Below are 14,906 nucleotides of genomic sequence, written 5' to 3'. Positions count from 1 at the left end.
GGCGCTATCCCGGTTGCGTTGCGACAAGATCGGCGCCCGTAGCCCGCAGCCGGTCTAAAAGCGCGTCGATGCCCGCGGCATCGAGGTTGCCATGATAGTTGTCGCCGACCTGCATGACGGGGGCCATCTCGCACGCCCCGAGGCATTCGACGGTCGACAGCGTAAACATGCCGTCCGGGGTCGTTCCGCCTTTTTCGATCCCCAGCACTTGCTCCAAATGCCGCAACAGATCCTCGCAGTGGCACAGCATGCAGGAGACGTTGTCGCACAGCTGCAGATGGAAATTGCCGACGGGCTCGGTATGGAAGAGTGTGTAGAATGTCGCCAGCTCGTAGACCCAGATCCGCTCAACACCGAGGATTTCAGCGACCTCCTCCAGCACCGGGCCAGGCAGATAGCCATGTTCGCGCTGGGCAATGAGAAGCGCCGGCATGATTGCCGAGCGTTGGTCGGGATACCGCGTTGCAGCCTCTTTTATCTTTTCGCGCATCGTCATTGCGGCCAATTCCTGGTTACTTGTCCACCTCCGCCATCACCGGGTCGAGGCTGCCAAGCACTGCGATCATATCGGCAAGGTAACGGGCGTTCGTCACCCCGAAGATCCCTTGCAGATTGACGAAAGAAGGCGCCCGGACCTTCATGCGAAACGGTTTCGGCGACCCGTCACTGATGATGTAGAACCCGAGTTCCCCCTTGGGTGCCTCGATCGCCGAATAGACCTCGCCCGCCGGTACGTTAAAGCCGTAGGCGGAGAGATCGAAATGCTGGATGAGGGCTTCCATCGAGCAGTGCACTCTTTCCTTGTCGACCGGGAAGGCGATCGTCGGGGTGTCGATCTGGAATGGCCCCTCGGGCATCTGATCGATGCACTGTTCGATGATCCTTAGGCTTTCGCGCATCTCGTCAACCCGGCAGCGCCAGCGCGCATAACAATCGCCGTCGGTGCTGGTGATGACGTTGAACTCGAGCCGATCATAAATCTCGTAGGGTTCGTCACGACGGATGTCCCAGTCGACACCTGATGCCCGAAGGTTCGGACCGGACAAGCCGAGGTCGATGGCATCTTCTGCGGCGATGACGCCGATATCCCGCGTGCGCTTCAGGAATACCCGGTTGTCTTCAAGCAGACGCTCATAGTCCCGTATCCGGCTCGGAAAGATGTCGCAGAATTCCCGGATCTTCGGGAAGAAGCCTTCGGGCAGGTCCTCGCGCACCCCACCGACGCGGCAAAAAGACGTGTGCATGCGTGCGCCAGTGATCATTTCCAGAAGATCCATGATCATTTCACGCTCGCGCATGACATAAAGCAGCGCGGTCATCGCGCCGAGATCCATTGGGAGTGCACCGGTGATCAGGAGGTGGCCCGAGATCCGTGCAAGTTCCGCCATCATCACACGGATATATTGCGCCCGGATCGGAGCCTTTATGCCAAGCAGCTTCTCTACGGCCAGTGCAAAGGCCAGGTTGTTGGATGGCGGGCAGAGATAGTCGAGCCGATCGGTCAGCGGAAAGATCTGGGTATAGGTGAAGCTTTCCGCCAATTTCTCGGTACCGCGGTGGAGATAGCCGATATGCGGATCCACCCGCTCGACAATCTCGCCGTCGAGCTCAAGGACGAGCCGGAGTACCCCATGGGTGCTGGGGTGCTGGGGACCGAGGTTGAGAAGCACTTCCTTGCTGCTGAGCGCTTCGCCCTCTAGCCTTGTGAGCTCGGTGACTTCGGTCATCTCAACGCTCCGGCGTCAAACGGCCTCCTTGGTTTACAATGTCGCTGGGTCGCGCGACCCAAGCTTTGCACGATCAGTTCCCCTTCCCGCTCCATGGAATGTCCCGGGTGGCCAAATCAGGCTGTGTCGGCGGCGGACCGTCGGCACCAAACGGATTGAGCTTGTCCTTGTAGCCCTTTAGCGGAAAGTCCTTGCGTTGTGGGAAGCCCTCGAAACCTTCCCAGAGATAGATCCGCCTGAGGTCGGGATGCCCTTCGAACCGGATGCCATACATGTCAAAGGCCTCGCGTTCGTGCCAGTTGGCGGTTCGCCAGACGCCTGTGACCGTTGGGACCTCCGGCGGGTCGCCAAGAAAGCACTTGATGCGAACGCGCCAACGGTTGGGCAACGAATAGAGGTGGTACACCGTCTCGAAGCGAGGGGTTTTGGGATAGTGATCGACCCCGCAGATATCCGAAAGGAAATTAAACTGCAGCCCCGGGTCCTCTTTCAGGAATTGGCAGAATTCGATGAGGCTCGTCATTGGAACGGTAAAGACATCAACGCCGTGCGCCGTCCCCAAATCTTCGATTGTCGTTCCGAAGCGGGCGAGGATCAAAGCGCGATTGAGAGACGGCTCGACGCTCATGACGCTTCAGCCCGATCGAGCCTGGTCCCGGCGAGCGCACGGGACTTCTTAATCTTTTCTTGAAGCAACAGGAAACCATGCATCAGCGCTTCGGGCCTTGGCGGGCAGCCGGGCACATGAACGTCGACGGGTACGAAGGTTTCCGACCCTTGCACCACCGCATAGGTGTTATAGACCCCTCCCGATATCGCGCAGGTGCCCATCGCGATTACCCAGCGCGGCTCCGGCATCTGGTCGTAGAGCCTTCGTACAATGGGCGCGAACTTGCGCGTTACGGTGCCAGCAATAATCATGACGTCGGACTGGCGCGGCGAAGGGCGAAACACCACTCCGAACCGGTCAAGATCATAACGCGCGCACCCGGCCGAGATCATCTCGATGGCGCAGCAGGCGATGCCGAAGGTTTCTGGCCACAGGGCCGAGCTTCGGCTCCAGTTTATGACGCTTTCGGCCGAGGTGAAGAGGACACTGTCCTGGATCGCGTTTCCTATTCCTCCCATTCGAGCGCCCCCTTTAGCCAGGCGTAGGCAAAGCCCACGAGAAGCAGCACCATGAAGACAAACATCTCAAGGTAGCCGACGATCCCGATCTCTTTCAGAACGACGGCCCATGGAAAGAGAAACATCGCTTCGACATCAAAGACGACGAGCAGGATCGCAAGGATGAAAAACTGGACCCTGAACCGACCTCCGGCGGCTTCGCCAGCCGGGTCCACGCCGCACTCATAGGGCATGTTTTTTTCCCGGTAGGGATTGGAGGGGCGCAACAGCGATGAGATAAAAAGCGTCGCACCTGCCACCAGAACAATTCCGGCGATCATGAAAAGAACCGGCAGGAATTCGGTTGCACTCATCTCGCATTGCCCGGTCACCCGTCGGGGCATTGCTCAAGCCGCGGTTACGGCCAATGGGGCCAGAAGCGCGGTCGCCCCGGGAAGCGACTTTGGGCATTCCTTTCTTGTACTTCTAGTTTATTCCGTCGTTTAGACCATTGCAAACACGATCGATCAGCCGCCAAACACCGATTGTTGAGCAAGCTTCAGAAACCATGCCGGAAACAGACCAATGCCGATGGTGCCGGCGGCCGTTAGCGCCAGCGTGGCACCAACCATGGGCGTCAGCGCTGGCTCGAACGCTCTTGCGGGCTCGCGCATAAAGATGACCATGACGATGCGGATGTAGAAATAGGCCGCAACCGCGCTCAAGAGAACGGCGATCACCGCCAAAAGGACGAAACCGCGCTCGACGAGAGCAACAAGCACGTAGAACTTGGCGAAGAACCCTGCCGTCGGCGGAATGCCGGCAAGCGAAAAAAGATAGAGCAGCATCAAGACAGCCAGGCCCGGATGCAACTTGGCGAAACCTGCATAGTCGTCGATGAGTTCGCCCGAAGAGTTGCCATTGCGCATCATGATGACGGCGCCAAAGATGCCGAGGTTCATGAAGGCGTAGATCAACAGGTAGAGCATCACGCTGGCGATCCCATCCGCACCGCCAGCCACTATGCCGAAAATGGCAAATCCAGCATGGGCGATGCTGGAATAGGCAAGCAGGCGTTTGAAGTTGTCCTGCACCAGCGCCACGAAACTGCCGAGCGCCATGGTCACCACAGCAATGACGGCCACGATGATCCAGACGTTGGAGGCGGCAACCAGCGGATTGAGGAACACTCGGAGGATCACCGCAAAACCGGCGGCCTTCGGCCCCACCGACATGAAGGCGGTAATCGTCGTTGGCGCACCTTCGTAGACATCCGGCACCCACATATGGAACGGCACCGCGCCGACCTTGAAGACCAATCCCGCGACGACGAACACCACCGCGAGAAGCAATCCCGGGTCGAGCGGCCCACCGGCCGCTGCCTCTGCCATCTTATCCAGTTGCGTGGTGCCGGTGAGGCCATAGATGAGCGAGACGCCGTAGAGGAATATTCCGGTCGAGACGGCGCCCAGGATTACATATTTGAGTGCCGCCTCATTTGAGCGTTGCTCGCGCCTGAGGAAACCGGTCAGCACGTAGGTGCTCAGAACCATCAATTCGAGGCCGACATAGATCGACAGGAGATCGGTCGCCGAAGCCATGATCATCATGCCGGAAAGCGCAAAGAGCAGCATCACGTAATATTCGCTGCTGCCGATGTCCTCGATATCGGCATATTTTCGCGACAGCAGGAATGTGAGTACCGTCGCCAGGTAAAACACGAATTTGAAGAAGGCGGCGAAGCGGTCCGCGATGAACATGCCCGCATAGGCCGGCCGCACCTCGCCCGCCAGCATGAATGTTGCAAGTGCCCCAACCAGAACGATCGCGACTGAAGCCAATGCGAGGACATGTCCCTGGTCCTTGCGCACGAGTTGCCCCGCGATCAAAAGGATGCAGGCCCCTGTGACCACCAGGATTTCCGGCAGGCTCGCGACAATCCAAGATAGGAGTGTTGCCGCCGTCATGGACCTCCCCCCTTGCTGTGCACTTCGTCCAGGAGATGCGTGGCCGAACTGTCGATGATGGCAAGAAACGGCTTGGGATAGAGCCCGACCCAGATGACGAAAACCGCAAGCGGCAGGATCGCTGTCAGTTCGCGCGCATTGACGTCACGGATCTTGAACCGGTCGACGACATTTACCGAGCCGAGCGCCACTTTTCCGTACATTCCAAGCAGATAGGCCGCGCCAAGCAAGGCGCCGAGAACGGCTGTCGCACCGATGGCGAGGTTGGCGGCAAAGCCGCCGGAGAGCACGAGCAATTCACCGACGAACGAATTGGTGCCTGGCAACGCCATCGACGACAGCACGAACAGCGCGAGGAGCCCGGTATAGACCGGCGCCACCTTCATCAGACCACCGTAATTGGAGATGCTGCGGGTGTGGGTCCGCTCGTAGATCAGGCCGACGAAAAGGAACAAGGCGCCGGTCGTCACGCCATGATTGAACATCTGCAGGATGCTGCCTTCAAGGCCGTGCCGGTTGAGGGCGAATATCCCAAGCGTCACGAAACCCATGTGGCTGATGCTGGAATAGGCCACCAGTTTCTTAAAGTCGTCCTGTGCCAGCGCGAGGAAGCCGCCATAGACAATCGCCAGCGCCGACAACGCCATCATCAGCGTCGAATAATGCACCGATGCTTCCGGCAGGATCGGCAAGGAGAAGCGAAGGAAACCGTAGGCACCCATCTTCAACAGCACGCCAGCAAGGATAATGCTGCCGGCGGTCGGCGCCTGGACGTGAGCATCCGGCAGCCAGGTATGGAGCGGGACCATGGGTACCTTGACCGCGAAAGCGACGAGGAAGGCAAAGAACAACCAGGACTGCGTCGTAAACGGCAGGTTCGCGGCCATCAGGGCGAGAATGTCGAATGTCCGGCCGCCCTGGAGATAGAGCACAATGACCCCGACGAGGAACAGCAGGCTGCCTGTCAGCGTATAGAGGAAGAACTTGAAGGCGGCATAGACCCGCCCCTCGCCGCCCCAGACGCCGATGATCAGATACATCGGTATCAGCATCGCCTCCCAGCAGACATAGAAGAGGAAGAGGTCGAGAGCCGAAAACACGCCGAGCATCAGGGCTTGCATGGCAAGCAGGCTGATCATGAATTCCTTGACCTTGCGGTCGATGGCGACCCAGGAGGCAAGCACGCAGATCCAGCCGAGCAATGTGGTCAGGAATACAAAGAGCGCGCTGATGCCGTCGATGCCGAGCGCATAGGTAATGCCGAGTGCGGGCACCCAGGGTCGCCTCTCGACGAACTGCATCTCGTGGGTCGTCGGATCGAAGCCCAAGAGCATGACGAGTGCGAGCACACAGTCGAGCACGGTGAAGGCGAGTGCCGTCCACCTGACAGCATCATCGTTGCGAAGCAGCAACAGGGCCATAGCACCTGCTGCGGGCAAAAGGATGATGAGGCTGAGCAGTGGAAAGGTCATGACATCCCCTACTGCCAGACGGCGGCAAATATGGCGGTCGCGGCAATCAGGCCGGCGATCATTGCCAATGCGTAGTGGGTGACGACACCGGTCTGCAGCCGTCGCAGCGTCCCGCCTCCATCCAGGATGGCTCGTGCAAGGCCGTTCACGGCTGCGTCCACACCGCCAAGGTCGAAGCGGAGCCCGGCGCGCGCCGTGCCATGCAGCAACGGCAGTACCACGGTCTCGCTGACCTCGCTCGTCGCCTTTTCGTACCGGGCGATCGGTTTTTCGGCGAACCACAGGAACGCACGCGCACCGCGACGGTAGAACCAGTCGGTGTCGAGGCTGACGGTGTTTTCCGGATCGAGTACCCTTAAGAAGAGCACGAAGGCCAGAGCCGTGAACATCAGCACGCCGAGGCTCTCGGTGATGTGGGACCCGGTATAGGCTTCGAAAGCGACCGGATATGGAAGAAGCGCGTAAAGCGGCCCCGGGAACACGCCGATCGCGATGCAGAGCACCGCAGCCATCGCCATCGCAACCAGCATGTTGGTCGGCGGTTCGTGAGCCTCGATCTGCCGATCGGTCCCGAAGAACATGAAATAGGGTAGCTTGAGACCGGTGTGCAGGAACGTGCCCGACGAGGCCATCGTCAGAGCCAGCATCACCAACGCCCGGTGATCCTCGCCGGCGGCGGCCACCACCATCGACTTGGTGACGAAGCCCGAGAAGAATGGAAAGGCCGAGATCGCCAAGGCGCCGATCATGTAAAGTGCAACCGTCAGCGGCATCGTCTTATAGAGCCCGCCAAGCTCGGTGAGCTTGCGGCGCCCGGTGACATGGATCACCGCCCCTGCCCCCATGAAAAGCAGCGCCTTATAGAGGATATGGGCAAAGGCATGGCTGGTGGCCCCGTTTATGGCCAACTCCGTACCGATGCCGATGCCAGCCACCATGTAACCCACCTGGCTGACGATGTGATAGGCAAGCAGCCGCCGGCAATCGTTCTCGAGCACAGCGTAGATGACGCCGTAGAGCGCCATTGCGGTGCCAAGCCAGACGAGGAGTTCCGTTCCCGGGAAGGCGCGTGCGAGAACGTAGACGGCCGTCTTGGTCGTGAAAGCGCTCATGAATACAGCCCCGGTCACGGTTGCTTCCGGATACGCGTCGGTCAGCCAGGCATTGAGCGGCGGCACTGCGGCATTCAGCAGAAAGCCGACAAGGATCAGATAGGCGCCGGTGTCCATCGAACCCGCAAGCGGACCGAAGAGGAAGGAGCCTGCCGATAGCCCATGTTGCACGATGCCGCCAAGCAGCAAGACGCCGCCGGTAACATGGACCATGAGATAGCGAAACGCTGCGCGGGTCGACCGCACGTTTTGCGCCGCAAAGACCAGATAGGCAGATGCAAATGCCATGCCCTCCCAGAAGAGGTAAAGGGTCAGGTAGTCGCCGGCAAAGACCACTCCAAGCGCGCAGCCGACATAGACGAAGGCCGCCACATGCTGGCCTGCGCGCGTCAGATGCAGGGCATAGACCGTGCCGATCAGCGCCATGATTGAAAAGACGGTCGCGAAGACGACGCTCAGCTTGTCGACCTTGGCAATCAGGATGTCCTGGCCGACGAAACGAGCCGCGCCGTAGCTGCCAGGTTCGATCGTCAACACCGAGACGATGGCCAGAACCGGGACCAGAACCAGATAGGCCTTACGGATCGCCCCCTTCAGGACCGGGATCGCTATCGCGCCAAGAATGAACAGCAAAGCGGGGTGGACGAAGTCAGTCATAATAGTCCTCGCGCCGCATGAGCCCGCCTTGATGGCCGAGGAACTTTGAAACGAAGATCAAAAGCACACATGAGCCGAAACCATAGAAGGCTGACCAGCCCGGCAAGCGCTCCCAGAGGTATTCGGAGTGCTCGCGCGGGACCAGGAAGTCGGCAACGACGATGAGCACCAGGACCAGATAGAACAGCCTGCGGCGCGGCACTGCGTATCGGGCGTCCCCGAAGAAGTCGACGAGACGCTTGATCATCGGATCACTCCTTCTGCAAGCGTGACAAAATAGCCGGGGAAGATACCCATCAGCACAGACAGGGCGGCCGTCGCGACCAGCGGAACTGTCACCATGGGAATTTCGCGGATGGCTTTTGACCCCTCCGACGCCTCCGTCCCGAAAAAGGCGACATAGCTGACCGGCAGGAAATAGGCGGCATTGAGGACCGAGCTTGCCAGGAGCACCGCGAGGAACGCCATTTCGCCTGCCTCGACCGATCCAAGCGTCAGATACCACTTGCTGATAAAGCCCGCGGTCGGCGGCACGCCGATCATGCTGAGCGAAGCGACGAAAAATGCCCCCATTGTCCATGGCAGCCTGCGCCCGATGCCGGCCATGTCGCTGATGTTGCGTTTGCCTGACGCGCAATAGATCGACCCGGCGCAAAAGAAGAGCGTGATCTTGGAGAATGCGTGCACGGCGATGTGAAGGATGCCGCCGACCATTGCGACTGGCGAAAGCAGAACCGCGCCGAGCACCACATAGGAGAGCTGGCTGACCGTCGAGTAGGCGAGCCGCGCCTTAAGGTCATCTCGCGTCAGCGCATATATCGACGCCATCAGGATGGTGAACGAGACAAGATAGGCCGTCGCGATGCCGAGCCCCAGGTTGCCCATCAGGCCCACGCCGAAGACATGGAACACCACTCTCAGCACGCAAAAAACGCCCATTTTGACCACGGCAACGGCATGCAGCAGCGCGCTGACCGGTGTCGGCGCCACCATGGCGGCGGGCAGCCAGGCGTGCATCGGCATCACGGCGGACTTGGCAAAACCGAAGAGATAACAGAAATAGACGACCGTCAGCAGCGCCGCTGGAGCATCGACCCTTGCCAACAAGCCTTGCGGCACGAAGTCGAGCGATCCCGCAATCTGGTAGGTCAATGCCAAAGCTGCAAGGAGCACGCTTTTCGAGGCGCCCATAAGATAGACGAGGTATTTGCGGCTGCCCGCCCAGGCCTCGTCGTCCTCGTGGTGATAGACCAGCGGACAGGTCACGAGGCTCAGCACCTCGTAGAAGATCACCAGCGTGAACAGATTGGCGGAAAAAGCGCCGCCAACGGCGGCCGCAAGGCTTGTCGCAAAGCACGCGAAGAAGCGGGTCTGTGCGTGCTCGTGAAGATGCTTCATATAGCCGATCGAATAGACTGCCGCTGCGATCCACAGGAGCGACGAAACGGTCGCAAACACCATGCCGAGTGCATCGACCCGGAACGCAAAATCAATCCCGGGAAGGACCTCAAACAGACGCAGTTCAACCGTACCGCCTGCCAGCACCGTCGGTGCCATCGAGATGACGATCGCAAACATGGCGACCGCCGCCAACGGGGAGACGACGTCGCGCAGATTTTCGCGTTTGTTGAGCAGAAGAATGAAAAGAGCCGCCAGCCCGGCAACGGCGACGGCAAGCAGCGGCCGGACTGATATCACCGGTTCCAAGCCGCTATCCTTTCATCAAGGTAACGTCGTCGATCTTGAGGGTGGCGCGGTTCCTCACGAGGGCGACCAAAATGCCAAGGGCGACGGCAACCTCCGCCGCGGTGATGGCGATGACGAAAATCGCGAAGATCTGTCCGCGAAGGTCACCGTAGTAGTGTCCAAAGGCGATGAAATTGATGTTCACCGAATTCAAGAGCAGCTCAAGCGACATCAGCACGATCAGGATGTTGCGCCTGAGGAGAACACCTGCCGCCCCAATCACGAACAGGACGACTGAAAGCAGGACGTACCAGCCAAGTGGGACCATCATCGCCACTCCTTGCGGGCAAGGACAATGGCGCCGACCAGGGCTGCCAGAAGGATCACGGAAGCGACCTCGAATGGCAGCAGGTAGTCGGTGAAAAGTGCCGTGCCAAGTTGCCTGATGGTATCGCCTTGTCGCGCGACGACGGGCTCACCGACCGAGAGGCGGTTGCTCCAGAGCGCCAACACAGCCATCTCGATCCCCAAAAGGACGAGCAGGACCAAAGCCGGAAGATTGCCGCCGGGCAAGAAGCGCTGCAGCACCGCTTCGCGCACGTCGATCATCATGATCACAAACAGGAAGAGGACCATGATCGCGCCGACATAGACGAAGATCTGGACGACCGCGAGCAGCGGCGCCTCAAGCAAAACGAAGATTGCCGAGATTTGCAGAAAACATGCCATCAGCGCCAGTGCGCTGTGGACGGGATTGCGCGCGATGACCACCGTCAGGGCCGTGATGACAGCCCCTGCAGCGAACAGAAGGAAGAACCCCTGGCCCATCGCCGCAAACCCTCCCGCGCGCACTATCGTTCGGCGCGAGATGGCCTGAAAAAGATAGTGCCACACTTCAGATGCGTTCTAAAATTGTGCGCCAGTATCGGATTTTTCACAAGATGATTGTCGTCAATACAAAATGGATGATTGAGGGGGCGCAAACGCTCCCGCGCGAAATTCTTCCGCATGCCTGAATAGGGGGCGACGGAGGCGCCGAGGCCCTCATTGCGTCGGTAATGTAACTGTTACGTTCTTCATTAAACGCACAAAATCCGCACAATGCTTGTGGATCTTTAGCTAGAATTGGTTCTTCGCGGGCGCTCACATGCTCGTGGAACCGTTTACGGAAACGTGCCCTGAGTTCTTAGCAGTCCGAGAACCCAATGTTCTTCAGTCGCTCGGAGGTGATTATGATCCGGAAGACGATCCTCGTACTTGGCAGCACAATTGCCATGATGCTCTCATCATCCATGAACCCGGTGCTCGCGCAGCAGTCGGCAAGCGCGCCGGCGGCCGAGCAGCAAACGGCGCCGGAACCGCTCACCGACGACGAACTCGAGATCCTGGTTGCCCGCATCGCGCTCTATCCAGACGAACTGGTGGCCTTGATCTCCGCTGCCGCGCTCTATCCGCTGCAGATCGTCGAGGCGGAGCGCTTCCTCGAGGCTCGCCAGAAAAAGCCGGACATGAAGCCAAAGGACGATTGGGACGGCAGCGTCATTTCGCTGCTCAACTATCCCCAGATCGTCAAGATGATGAGCGAAGACCTCGAATGGACGCAGTCTTTCGGCGACGCGATCGCCAATCAGCAGAAGGATGTGCTGATCGCGATACAGCAATTGCGTGACGAAGCGGTCGCCAAGAATATCATCAAGAGCGACGACAAGGTGACGGTGGTCCAGCAAGGCGACAACGTCGTCATCCAGGCAGCCAATCCTGAAACGATCTACGTGCCGCAGTATCCGCCGGAGATGCTGTACGAGCCGAATTATGCACCGGCGCCGATCGGCTACTATGACGAACCCTATCCGGCCTATTGGTATCCCGGCGCAGCCTTCTTTGCAGGTGCTGTGACCGGTGCTGCCTTCGCCGCGATCGTCGACTGGGACGATTGGGGCGTCTGGGGCGGCCGCTGGAATGGCGGCGACATGGACATCGACTGCAACAACTGCTTCAACAACATCAACGGCAAGGTCAAGTGGAACGACGTCGACTGGAAGAATGTCGATCGCAGCAAGATCAACTTCGACCGCGACCAGCTTCAACATTTCGACCGAAACAGCATCAAGAACAACATCAAGGCAAACGGCAACAACAACCTGCGCAACCGCGCCGCCGAGATCAACCGCGATCGGCCGAACGCACGGCCCGGCGGTGGTGGCGGCGGTCAGATCAGGGACGTGCGCAAGAGCACGCTTGATGGGCTGAAGGCCCAGCAGAGGCCGGCAGCCAGACCAGGTGGGGCCGGTGGCGGGCAGGCGATCGCAAAAGCGCGCGCCGGCGACGGCAAGCCGAGCATCAATCGTCCCTCGGGCAAAAAACCTTCTCAGGTCAACCGTCAGGGCGGCAAGAAGAAGATGGCCTCCAAGGCGCAGAACCGATCGAGAAACCCATCGGGCCTCGGCAACGTCAATCCCGGACGGCGCGAAATCAACTCGTCACGCCGCGGTGGCCAGAGCATGGGCGGCGGCCAGCGCGGCGGCGGACGGCCACAAATGAGCCGCGGTGGCGGCAGGCCGCCGATTCACCGTGGCGGCGGCGGTCGTGGTGGCGGCGGACGCAGACGTTGAACGGATCATAGGAGAACGACCATGACAAAGCTCTTTCATCCGCTTCTCCTTGGAACGGCGATCGCCCTCGCACTGGCCGCCGTACCGCTCAACGCATCCGCGCAGACAAAGGCGCCAGCCGATCAGGCACCAACGGATCAAATGGCGGCCGGCCTCGACGCCTATGCGTCCGACGAAGATCCTCCGGCCTTCGATGACCCGGCCAAGGCAGTCGACGAATTCAAGGCGAAACTCGCCGCCAATGACTTCGACGGTCTCGCAAAACTTCTCGGGCTCAATGAGGAAAAGCTCAAAGCCGGTGAAGGGACGATGGATACTTTCGCGCTCATCCGCGAAGGTGCCGCCCGCAATGTCACCGTGAATGATCTCGAAGGACGCAAGATTATCCAGATCGGCGATCGGCTCTGGCCGCTGCCATTCCCGATCACCAAGGGCGAAGACGGCAAATGGGCCTTCGACACCTATGTCGGGCTCGAGGAAATCATCAATCGCCGCGTCGGCGAGAACGAACTCGAAGCGATCGATACGGTACAGGCCTATGTCGACGCCCAGAAGGAATATGCCTCCAAGGACCGCGACGCCGATGGCGTGCTCGAATATGCCCAGAAGCTGATCAGCTCCCCGGGCCTGACGGACGGGCTCTACTGGCCGGCCGACCAGGGCGATGGTGAAAGCCCGGTCGGCGATGCGATCAGCGAAGCTGCGCTGGAGAAGGCGAAGGCCGGCCAAGGGTATTTCGGCTACCGTTTCCGCATCCTGACGTTGCAGGGCGATAACATCGCCGGCGGCCGGTACGACTATGTCATCAACGGCAACATGATCGGCGGCTTCGCCCTGATCGCCTCGCCGGTCAGCTATGCCGAGACCGGCGTCAAGACCTTCGTCGTCAACCAGCAGGGTATCGTCTACGAACGCGATCTCGGGCCGAATACCGAAGAGATCGTGCCCTTCATCGATCGCTTCGATCCCGACGACAAATGGGACGTCGCGCCCGATTGAGAGGATGCCTCCTTACAGGCCTTGTTGAACGGTTCGAAATCCGACGGCGTCGCAGGTGAATGGAATTGAGCTCACGCCAATTCTTTTCGAACTTCGACTGTGGATTGGCCAAGGCGCAAGTCTATCGCAAGTTCCTTGAATTTAGCTGGGCTAGTAGGCGCGTTTGACGCCTGCTTCCCACGAGCCGCTGACGCTTGATCCTTCTCCCCAGCCCTCTTTGCGGGCTTCAAGAGCAAATCCATCCGCCCCATTGAAGTCGCCGCCGAAACAAAAGTCCGCGGCGGCACCGCGGTCGTGCAAAAATGTAACCGTTACGCTCTTTAGCGACACGCCATATTCAGCATAATGCAGACGAATAGGGAACTTGGGGAAATCCTGCGGCGGTCAAACGGCTCCTGAACCGAGCCAATCGAAGTATTCGAACGTAAACGAGAGGGGTAAGACATGAGCAAGCGGCAGGCCAAGCAATGCGGCCCGAAGACAGCGCGGGAACTGATCTATTGAGCGGTCCTGGGGCGAACATGCAAAAGAGCGGCTGGAGCCGCTTGGCTCTGGCTGTCCTGACTGTTCCACCAGCAATTCTACTAGCCTTGGCCGCTGCATGGGCCACGCTCGCATTGTGGTACCGCCTTCCCGTTTCAGAGATCACAAGAGGCTTTGTCGCCGGCCTTTTTGCACTTGTCGGGCTTTTCACGGTCGCCGCGCTGTTTGGCCGCTGGCGTTTCAAAGCTCTCCTGGCGTTCGCAGTCGCGTTCGCAGTTGTCCTGTTGTGGTGGCGGACGATCAAACCCGTCGAAAACGCATCCTGGGCACCCGATGTCGCGCGACAGGTCACAGGCGAATTTGACGGCGACCTGCTGACACTGACCAATGTTCGGAACTTCGAATGGCACAGCACCACGGAATTCGTCGAGCAGTGGACCACGCGGACCTACGACATGAGGAAGCTCAAAACGGTCGACCTGTTCATGTCTTATTGGGCGGGACCAGAGATTGCCCACGTCATTTTCAGTTTCGGATTTGAAGGGGGCGAGCAGCTTCCGTGGTCGATCGAGGTCCGTCGGCGGGCTGGCGGCGGGTTCTCGCCGCTTGCAGATTTATTCAAGAGCAATCCTCTGGTCATCATCGCAGCCGATGAACGGGACGTGGTGGGCGTCCGTTCGAACTTCCGCGGCGAGGATGTTCAGATCTATCGCCTGAAAGCGTCGCCTGACCAGGCACGTGCGCTTCTGCGCGAGTATGTTGCAGACGCCAATGCGCTTGCTAGAACGCCGCAATTCTACAACTCGCTTACGACCAACTGCACGACCACAGTCGTCAAGATGATGCGCGTTGTGGGAGACACGGTCCCGTTCGACTGGCGTCTCATCGTCAACGGCTATCTACCCGACTACGCTTATGGTCGCGGCGCGGTTGATACGTCAGTGTCGCTCACGGAGCTCAGAAATGCCAGTCATATCGACCAGCGTGCGCGGGCCGACGGGTTGTCGCCGAACTTCTCGAAGGCGATACGACTTGGCGTACCTTCGCCAGTGCCGCAGCACCCCCCTTGAAGATGGCGACCAAC

At 59.5% G+C, this 14,906-nt stretch carries 15 protein-coding genes; 3 read left to right on the top strand and 12 right to left on the bottom strand.

Translation table 11 applies throughout. The features are described from left to right. Positions 1–4: 4 nt before the first annotated feature. From nuoE to LAC81_RS36880, 12 genes are all read right to left on the bottom strand, one after another. The gene (gene nuoE / locus LAC81_RS36935; RefSeq protein WP_223730534.1) at positions 5–496 is read right to left on the bottom strand and encodes an NADH-quinone oxidoreductase subunit NuoE; all 492 of its coding nucleotides are present in this window, start codon (positions 494–496) and stop codon (positions 5–7) included. Between the two features lie 16 nt (positions 497–512). Next, on the bottom strand, positions 513–1,727 hold the full coding sequence (gene nuoD, locus LAC81_RS36930) for an NADH dehydrogenase (quinone) subunit D (protein ID WP_223730533.1): 1,215 nt from the start codon (positions 1,725–1,727) through the stop codon (positions 513–515). A 73-nt stretch (positions 1,728–1,800) separates the two neighbouring features. Then, on the bottom strand, positions 1,801–2,355 hold the full coding sequence (locus LAC81_RS36925; RefSeq protein WP_223730532.1) for an NADH-quinone oxidoreductase subunit C: 555 nt from the start codon (positions 2,353–2,355) through the stop codon (positions 1,801–1,803). Next, complete coding sequence (locus LAC81_RS36920; protein WP_223730531.1) at positions 2,352–2,855, bottom strand: NuoB/complex I 20 kDa subunit family protein; 504 nt, start codon at positions 2,853–2,855, stop codon at positions 2,352–2,354. Before LAC81_RS36920 ends, LAC81_RS36925 begins: the two co-directional genes overlap by 4 nt. Further along, positions 2,843–3,208, bottom strand: a complete 366-nt coding sequence (locus LAC81_RS36915; RefSeq protein ID WP_223730530.1) for an NADH-quinone oxidoreductase subunit A — start codon at positions 3,206–3,208, stop codon at positions 2,843–2,845. The genes LAC81_RS36920 and LAC81_RS36915 overlap by 13 nt, the downstream gene beginning before the upstream one ends. A gap of 153 nt (positions 3,209–3,361) precedes the next feature. After that, entirely contained in the window at positions 3,362–4,801 is a 1,440-nt protein-coding gene (locus tag LAC81_RS36910; RefSeq protein WP_223730529.1) for an NADH-quinone oxidoreductase subunit N, read from the bottom strand. Next, positions 4,798–6,273, bottom strand: coding sequence for an NADH-quinone oxidoreductase subunit M (locus LAC81_RS36905; protein WP_223730528.1), 1,476 nt, complete (start codon positions 6,271–6,273; stop codon positions 4,798–4,800). The genes LAC81_RS36910 and LAC81_RS36905 overlap by 4 nt, the downstream gene beginning before the upstream one ends. A gap of 8 nt (positions 6,274–6,281) precedes the next feature. Beyond that, the gene (locus LAC81_RS36900; RefSeq protein WP_223730527.1) at positions 6,282–8,042 is read right to left on the bottom strand and encodes a Na(+)/H(+) antiporter subunit D; all 1,761 of its coding nucleotides are present in this window, start codon (positions 8,040–8,042) and stop codon (positions 6,282–6,284) included. After that, positions 8,035–8,289 carry a hypothetical protein gene (locus tag LAC81_RS36895; RefSeq protein ID WP_223730526.1) on the bottom strand — a complete coding sequence of 85 codons (255 nt, stop codon included), beginning with the start codon at positions 8,287–8,289 and terminating at the stop codon, positions 8,035–8,037. Before LAC81_RS36895 ends, LAC81_RS36900 begins: the two co-directional genes overlap by 8 nt. After that, positions 8,286–9,749, bottom strand: coding sequence for a monovalent cation/H+ antiporter subunit D family protein (locus LAC81_RS36890; protein ID WP_223730525.1), 1,464 nt, complete (start codon positions 9,747–9,749; stop codon positions 8,286–8,288). Before LAC81_RS36890 ends, LAC81_RS36895 begins: the two co-directional genes overlap by 4 nt. Before the next feature lie 4 nt (positions 9,750–9,753). Next, on the bottom strand, positions 9,754–10,056 hold the full coding sequence (gene nuoK, locus LAC81_RS36885) for an NADH-quinone oxidoreductase subunit NuoK (RefSeq protein ID WP_113540320.1): 303 nt from the start codon (positions 10,054–10,056) through the stop codon (positions 9,754–9,756). Next, complete coding sequence (locus LAC81_RS36880) at positions 10,056–10,556, bottom strand: NADH-quinone oxidoreductase subunit J (RefSeq protein WP_223730524.1); 501 nt, start codon at positions 10,554–10,556, stop codon at positions 10,056–10,058. The genes nuoK and LAC81_RS36880 overlap by 1 nt, the downstream gene beginning before the upstream one ends. Before the next feature lie 404 nt (positions 10,557–10,960). Here LAC81_RS36880 and LAC81_RS36875 point away from each other — a divergent pair, with 404 nt between their 5' ends. The 3 genes from LAC81_RS36875 (at position 10,961) to LAC81_RS36865 (ending at position 14,892) form a co-directional block, all read left to right on the top strand. Continuing rightward, positions 10,961–12,340, top strand: coding sequence for a DUF3300 domain-containing protein (locus LAC81_RS36875; RefSeq protein ID WP_223730523.1), 1,380 nt, complete (start codon positions 10,961–10,963; stop codon positions 12,338–12,340). A 21-nt stretch (positions 12,341–12,361) separates the two neighbouring features. Then, positions 12,362–13,339, top strand: a complete 978-nt coding sequence (locus tag LAC81_RS36870) for a DUF2950 domain-containing protein (protein WP_223730522.1) — start codon at positions 12,362–12,364, stop codon at positions 13,337–13,339. 521 nt (positions 13,340–13,860) lie between these two features. After that, complete coding sequence (locus LAC81_RS36865; RefSeq protein WP_223730521.1) at positions 13,861–14,892, top strand: DUF4105 domain-containing protein; 1,032 nt, start codon at positions 13,861–13,863, stop codon at positions 14,890–14,892. The last annotated feature ends 14 nt before the right edge of the window (positions 14,893–14,906 follow it).

Origin of the sequence: Ensifer adhaerens (assembly GCF_020035535.1) — a bacterium.
Lineage (GTDB): Bacteria > Pseudomonadota > Alphaproteobacteria > Rhizobiales > Rhizobiaceae > Ensifer.
Note: the sequence above shows the minus strand (reverse complement) of the source record. Positions and strands in the feature narration are given on the sequence as shown.

What these genes read in the sequence shown, in the direction of transcription:
- LAC81_RS36920 (WP_223730531.1), bottom strand. Translation starts at nt 2,855, where the DNA reads ATGGGAGGAATAGGAAACGCGATCCAGGACAGTGTCCTCTTCACCTCG.
- LAC81_RS36925 (WP_223730532.1), bottom strand. Translation starts at nt 2,355, where the DNA reads ATGAGCGTCGAGCCGTCTCTCAATCGCGCTTTGATCCTCGCCCGCTTC.
- LAC81_RS36895 (WP_223730526.1), bottom strand. Translation starts at nt 8,289, where the DNA reads ATGATCAAGCGTCTCGTCGACTTCTTCGGGGACGCCCGATACGCAGTG.
- LAC81_RS36915 (WP_223730530.1), bottom strand. Translation starts at nt 3,208, where the DNA reads ATGAGTGCAACCGAATTCCTGCCGGTTCTTTTCATGATCGCCGGAATT.
- LAC81_RS36900 (WP_223730527.1), bottom strand. Translation starts at nt 8,042, where the DNA reads ATGACTGACTTCGTCCACCCCGCTTTGCTGTTCATTCTTGGCGCGATA.
- LAC81_RS36910 (WP_223730529.1), bottom strand. Translation starts at nt 4,801, where the DNA reads ATGACGGCGGCAACACTCCTATCTTGGATTGTCGCGAGCCTGCCGGAA.
- LAC81_RS36880 (WP_223730524.1), bottom strand. Translation starts at nt 10,556, where the DNA reads ATGGGCCAGGGGTTCTTCCTTCTGTTCGCTGCAGGGGCTGTCATCACG.
- nuoD (WP_223730533.1), bottom strand. Translation starts at nt 1,727, where the DNA reads ATGACCGAAGTCACCGAGCTCACAAGGCTAGAGGGCGAAGCGCTCAGC.
- LAC81_RS36905 (WP_223730528.1), bottom strand. Translation starts at nt 6,273, where the DNA reads ATGACCTTTCCACTGCTCAGCCTCATCATCCTTTTGCCCGCAGCAGGT.
- LAC81_RS36870 (WP_223730522.1), top strand. Translation starts at nt 12,362, where the DNA reads ATGACAAAGCTCTTTCATCCGCTTCTCCTTGGAACGGCGATCGCCCTC.
- nuoK (WP_113540320.1), bottom strand. Translation starts at nt 10,056, where the DNA reads ATGGTCCCACTTGGCTGGTACGTCCTGCTTTCAGTCGTCCTGTTCGTG.
- LAC81_RS36865 (WP_223730521.1), top strand. Translation starts at nt 13,861, where the DNA reads ATGCAAAAGAGCGGCTGGAGCCGCTTGGCTCTGGCTGTCCTGACTGTT.
- nuoE (WP_223730534.1), bottom strand. Translation starts at nt 496, where the DNA reads ATGACGATGCGCGAAAAGATAAAAGAGGCTGCAACGCGGTATCCCGAC.
- LAC81_RS36875 (WP_223730523.1), top strand. Translation starts at nt 10,961, where the DNA reads ATGATCCGGAAGACGATCCTCGTACTTGGCAGCACAATTGCCATGATG.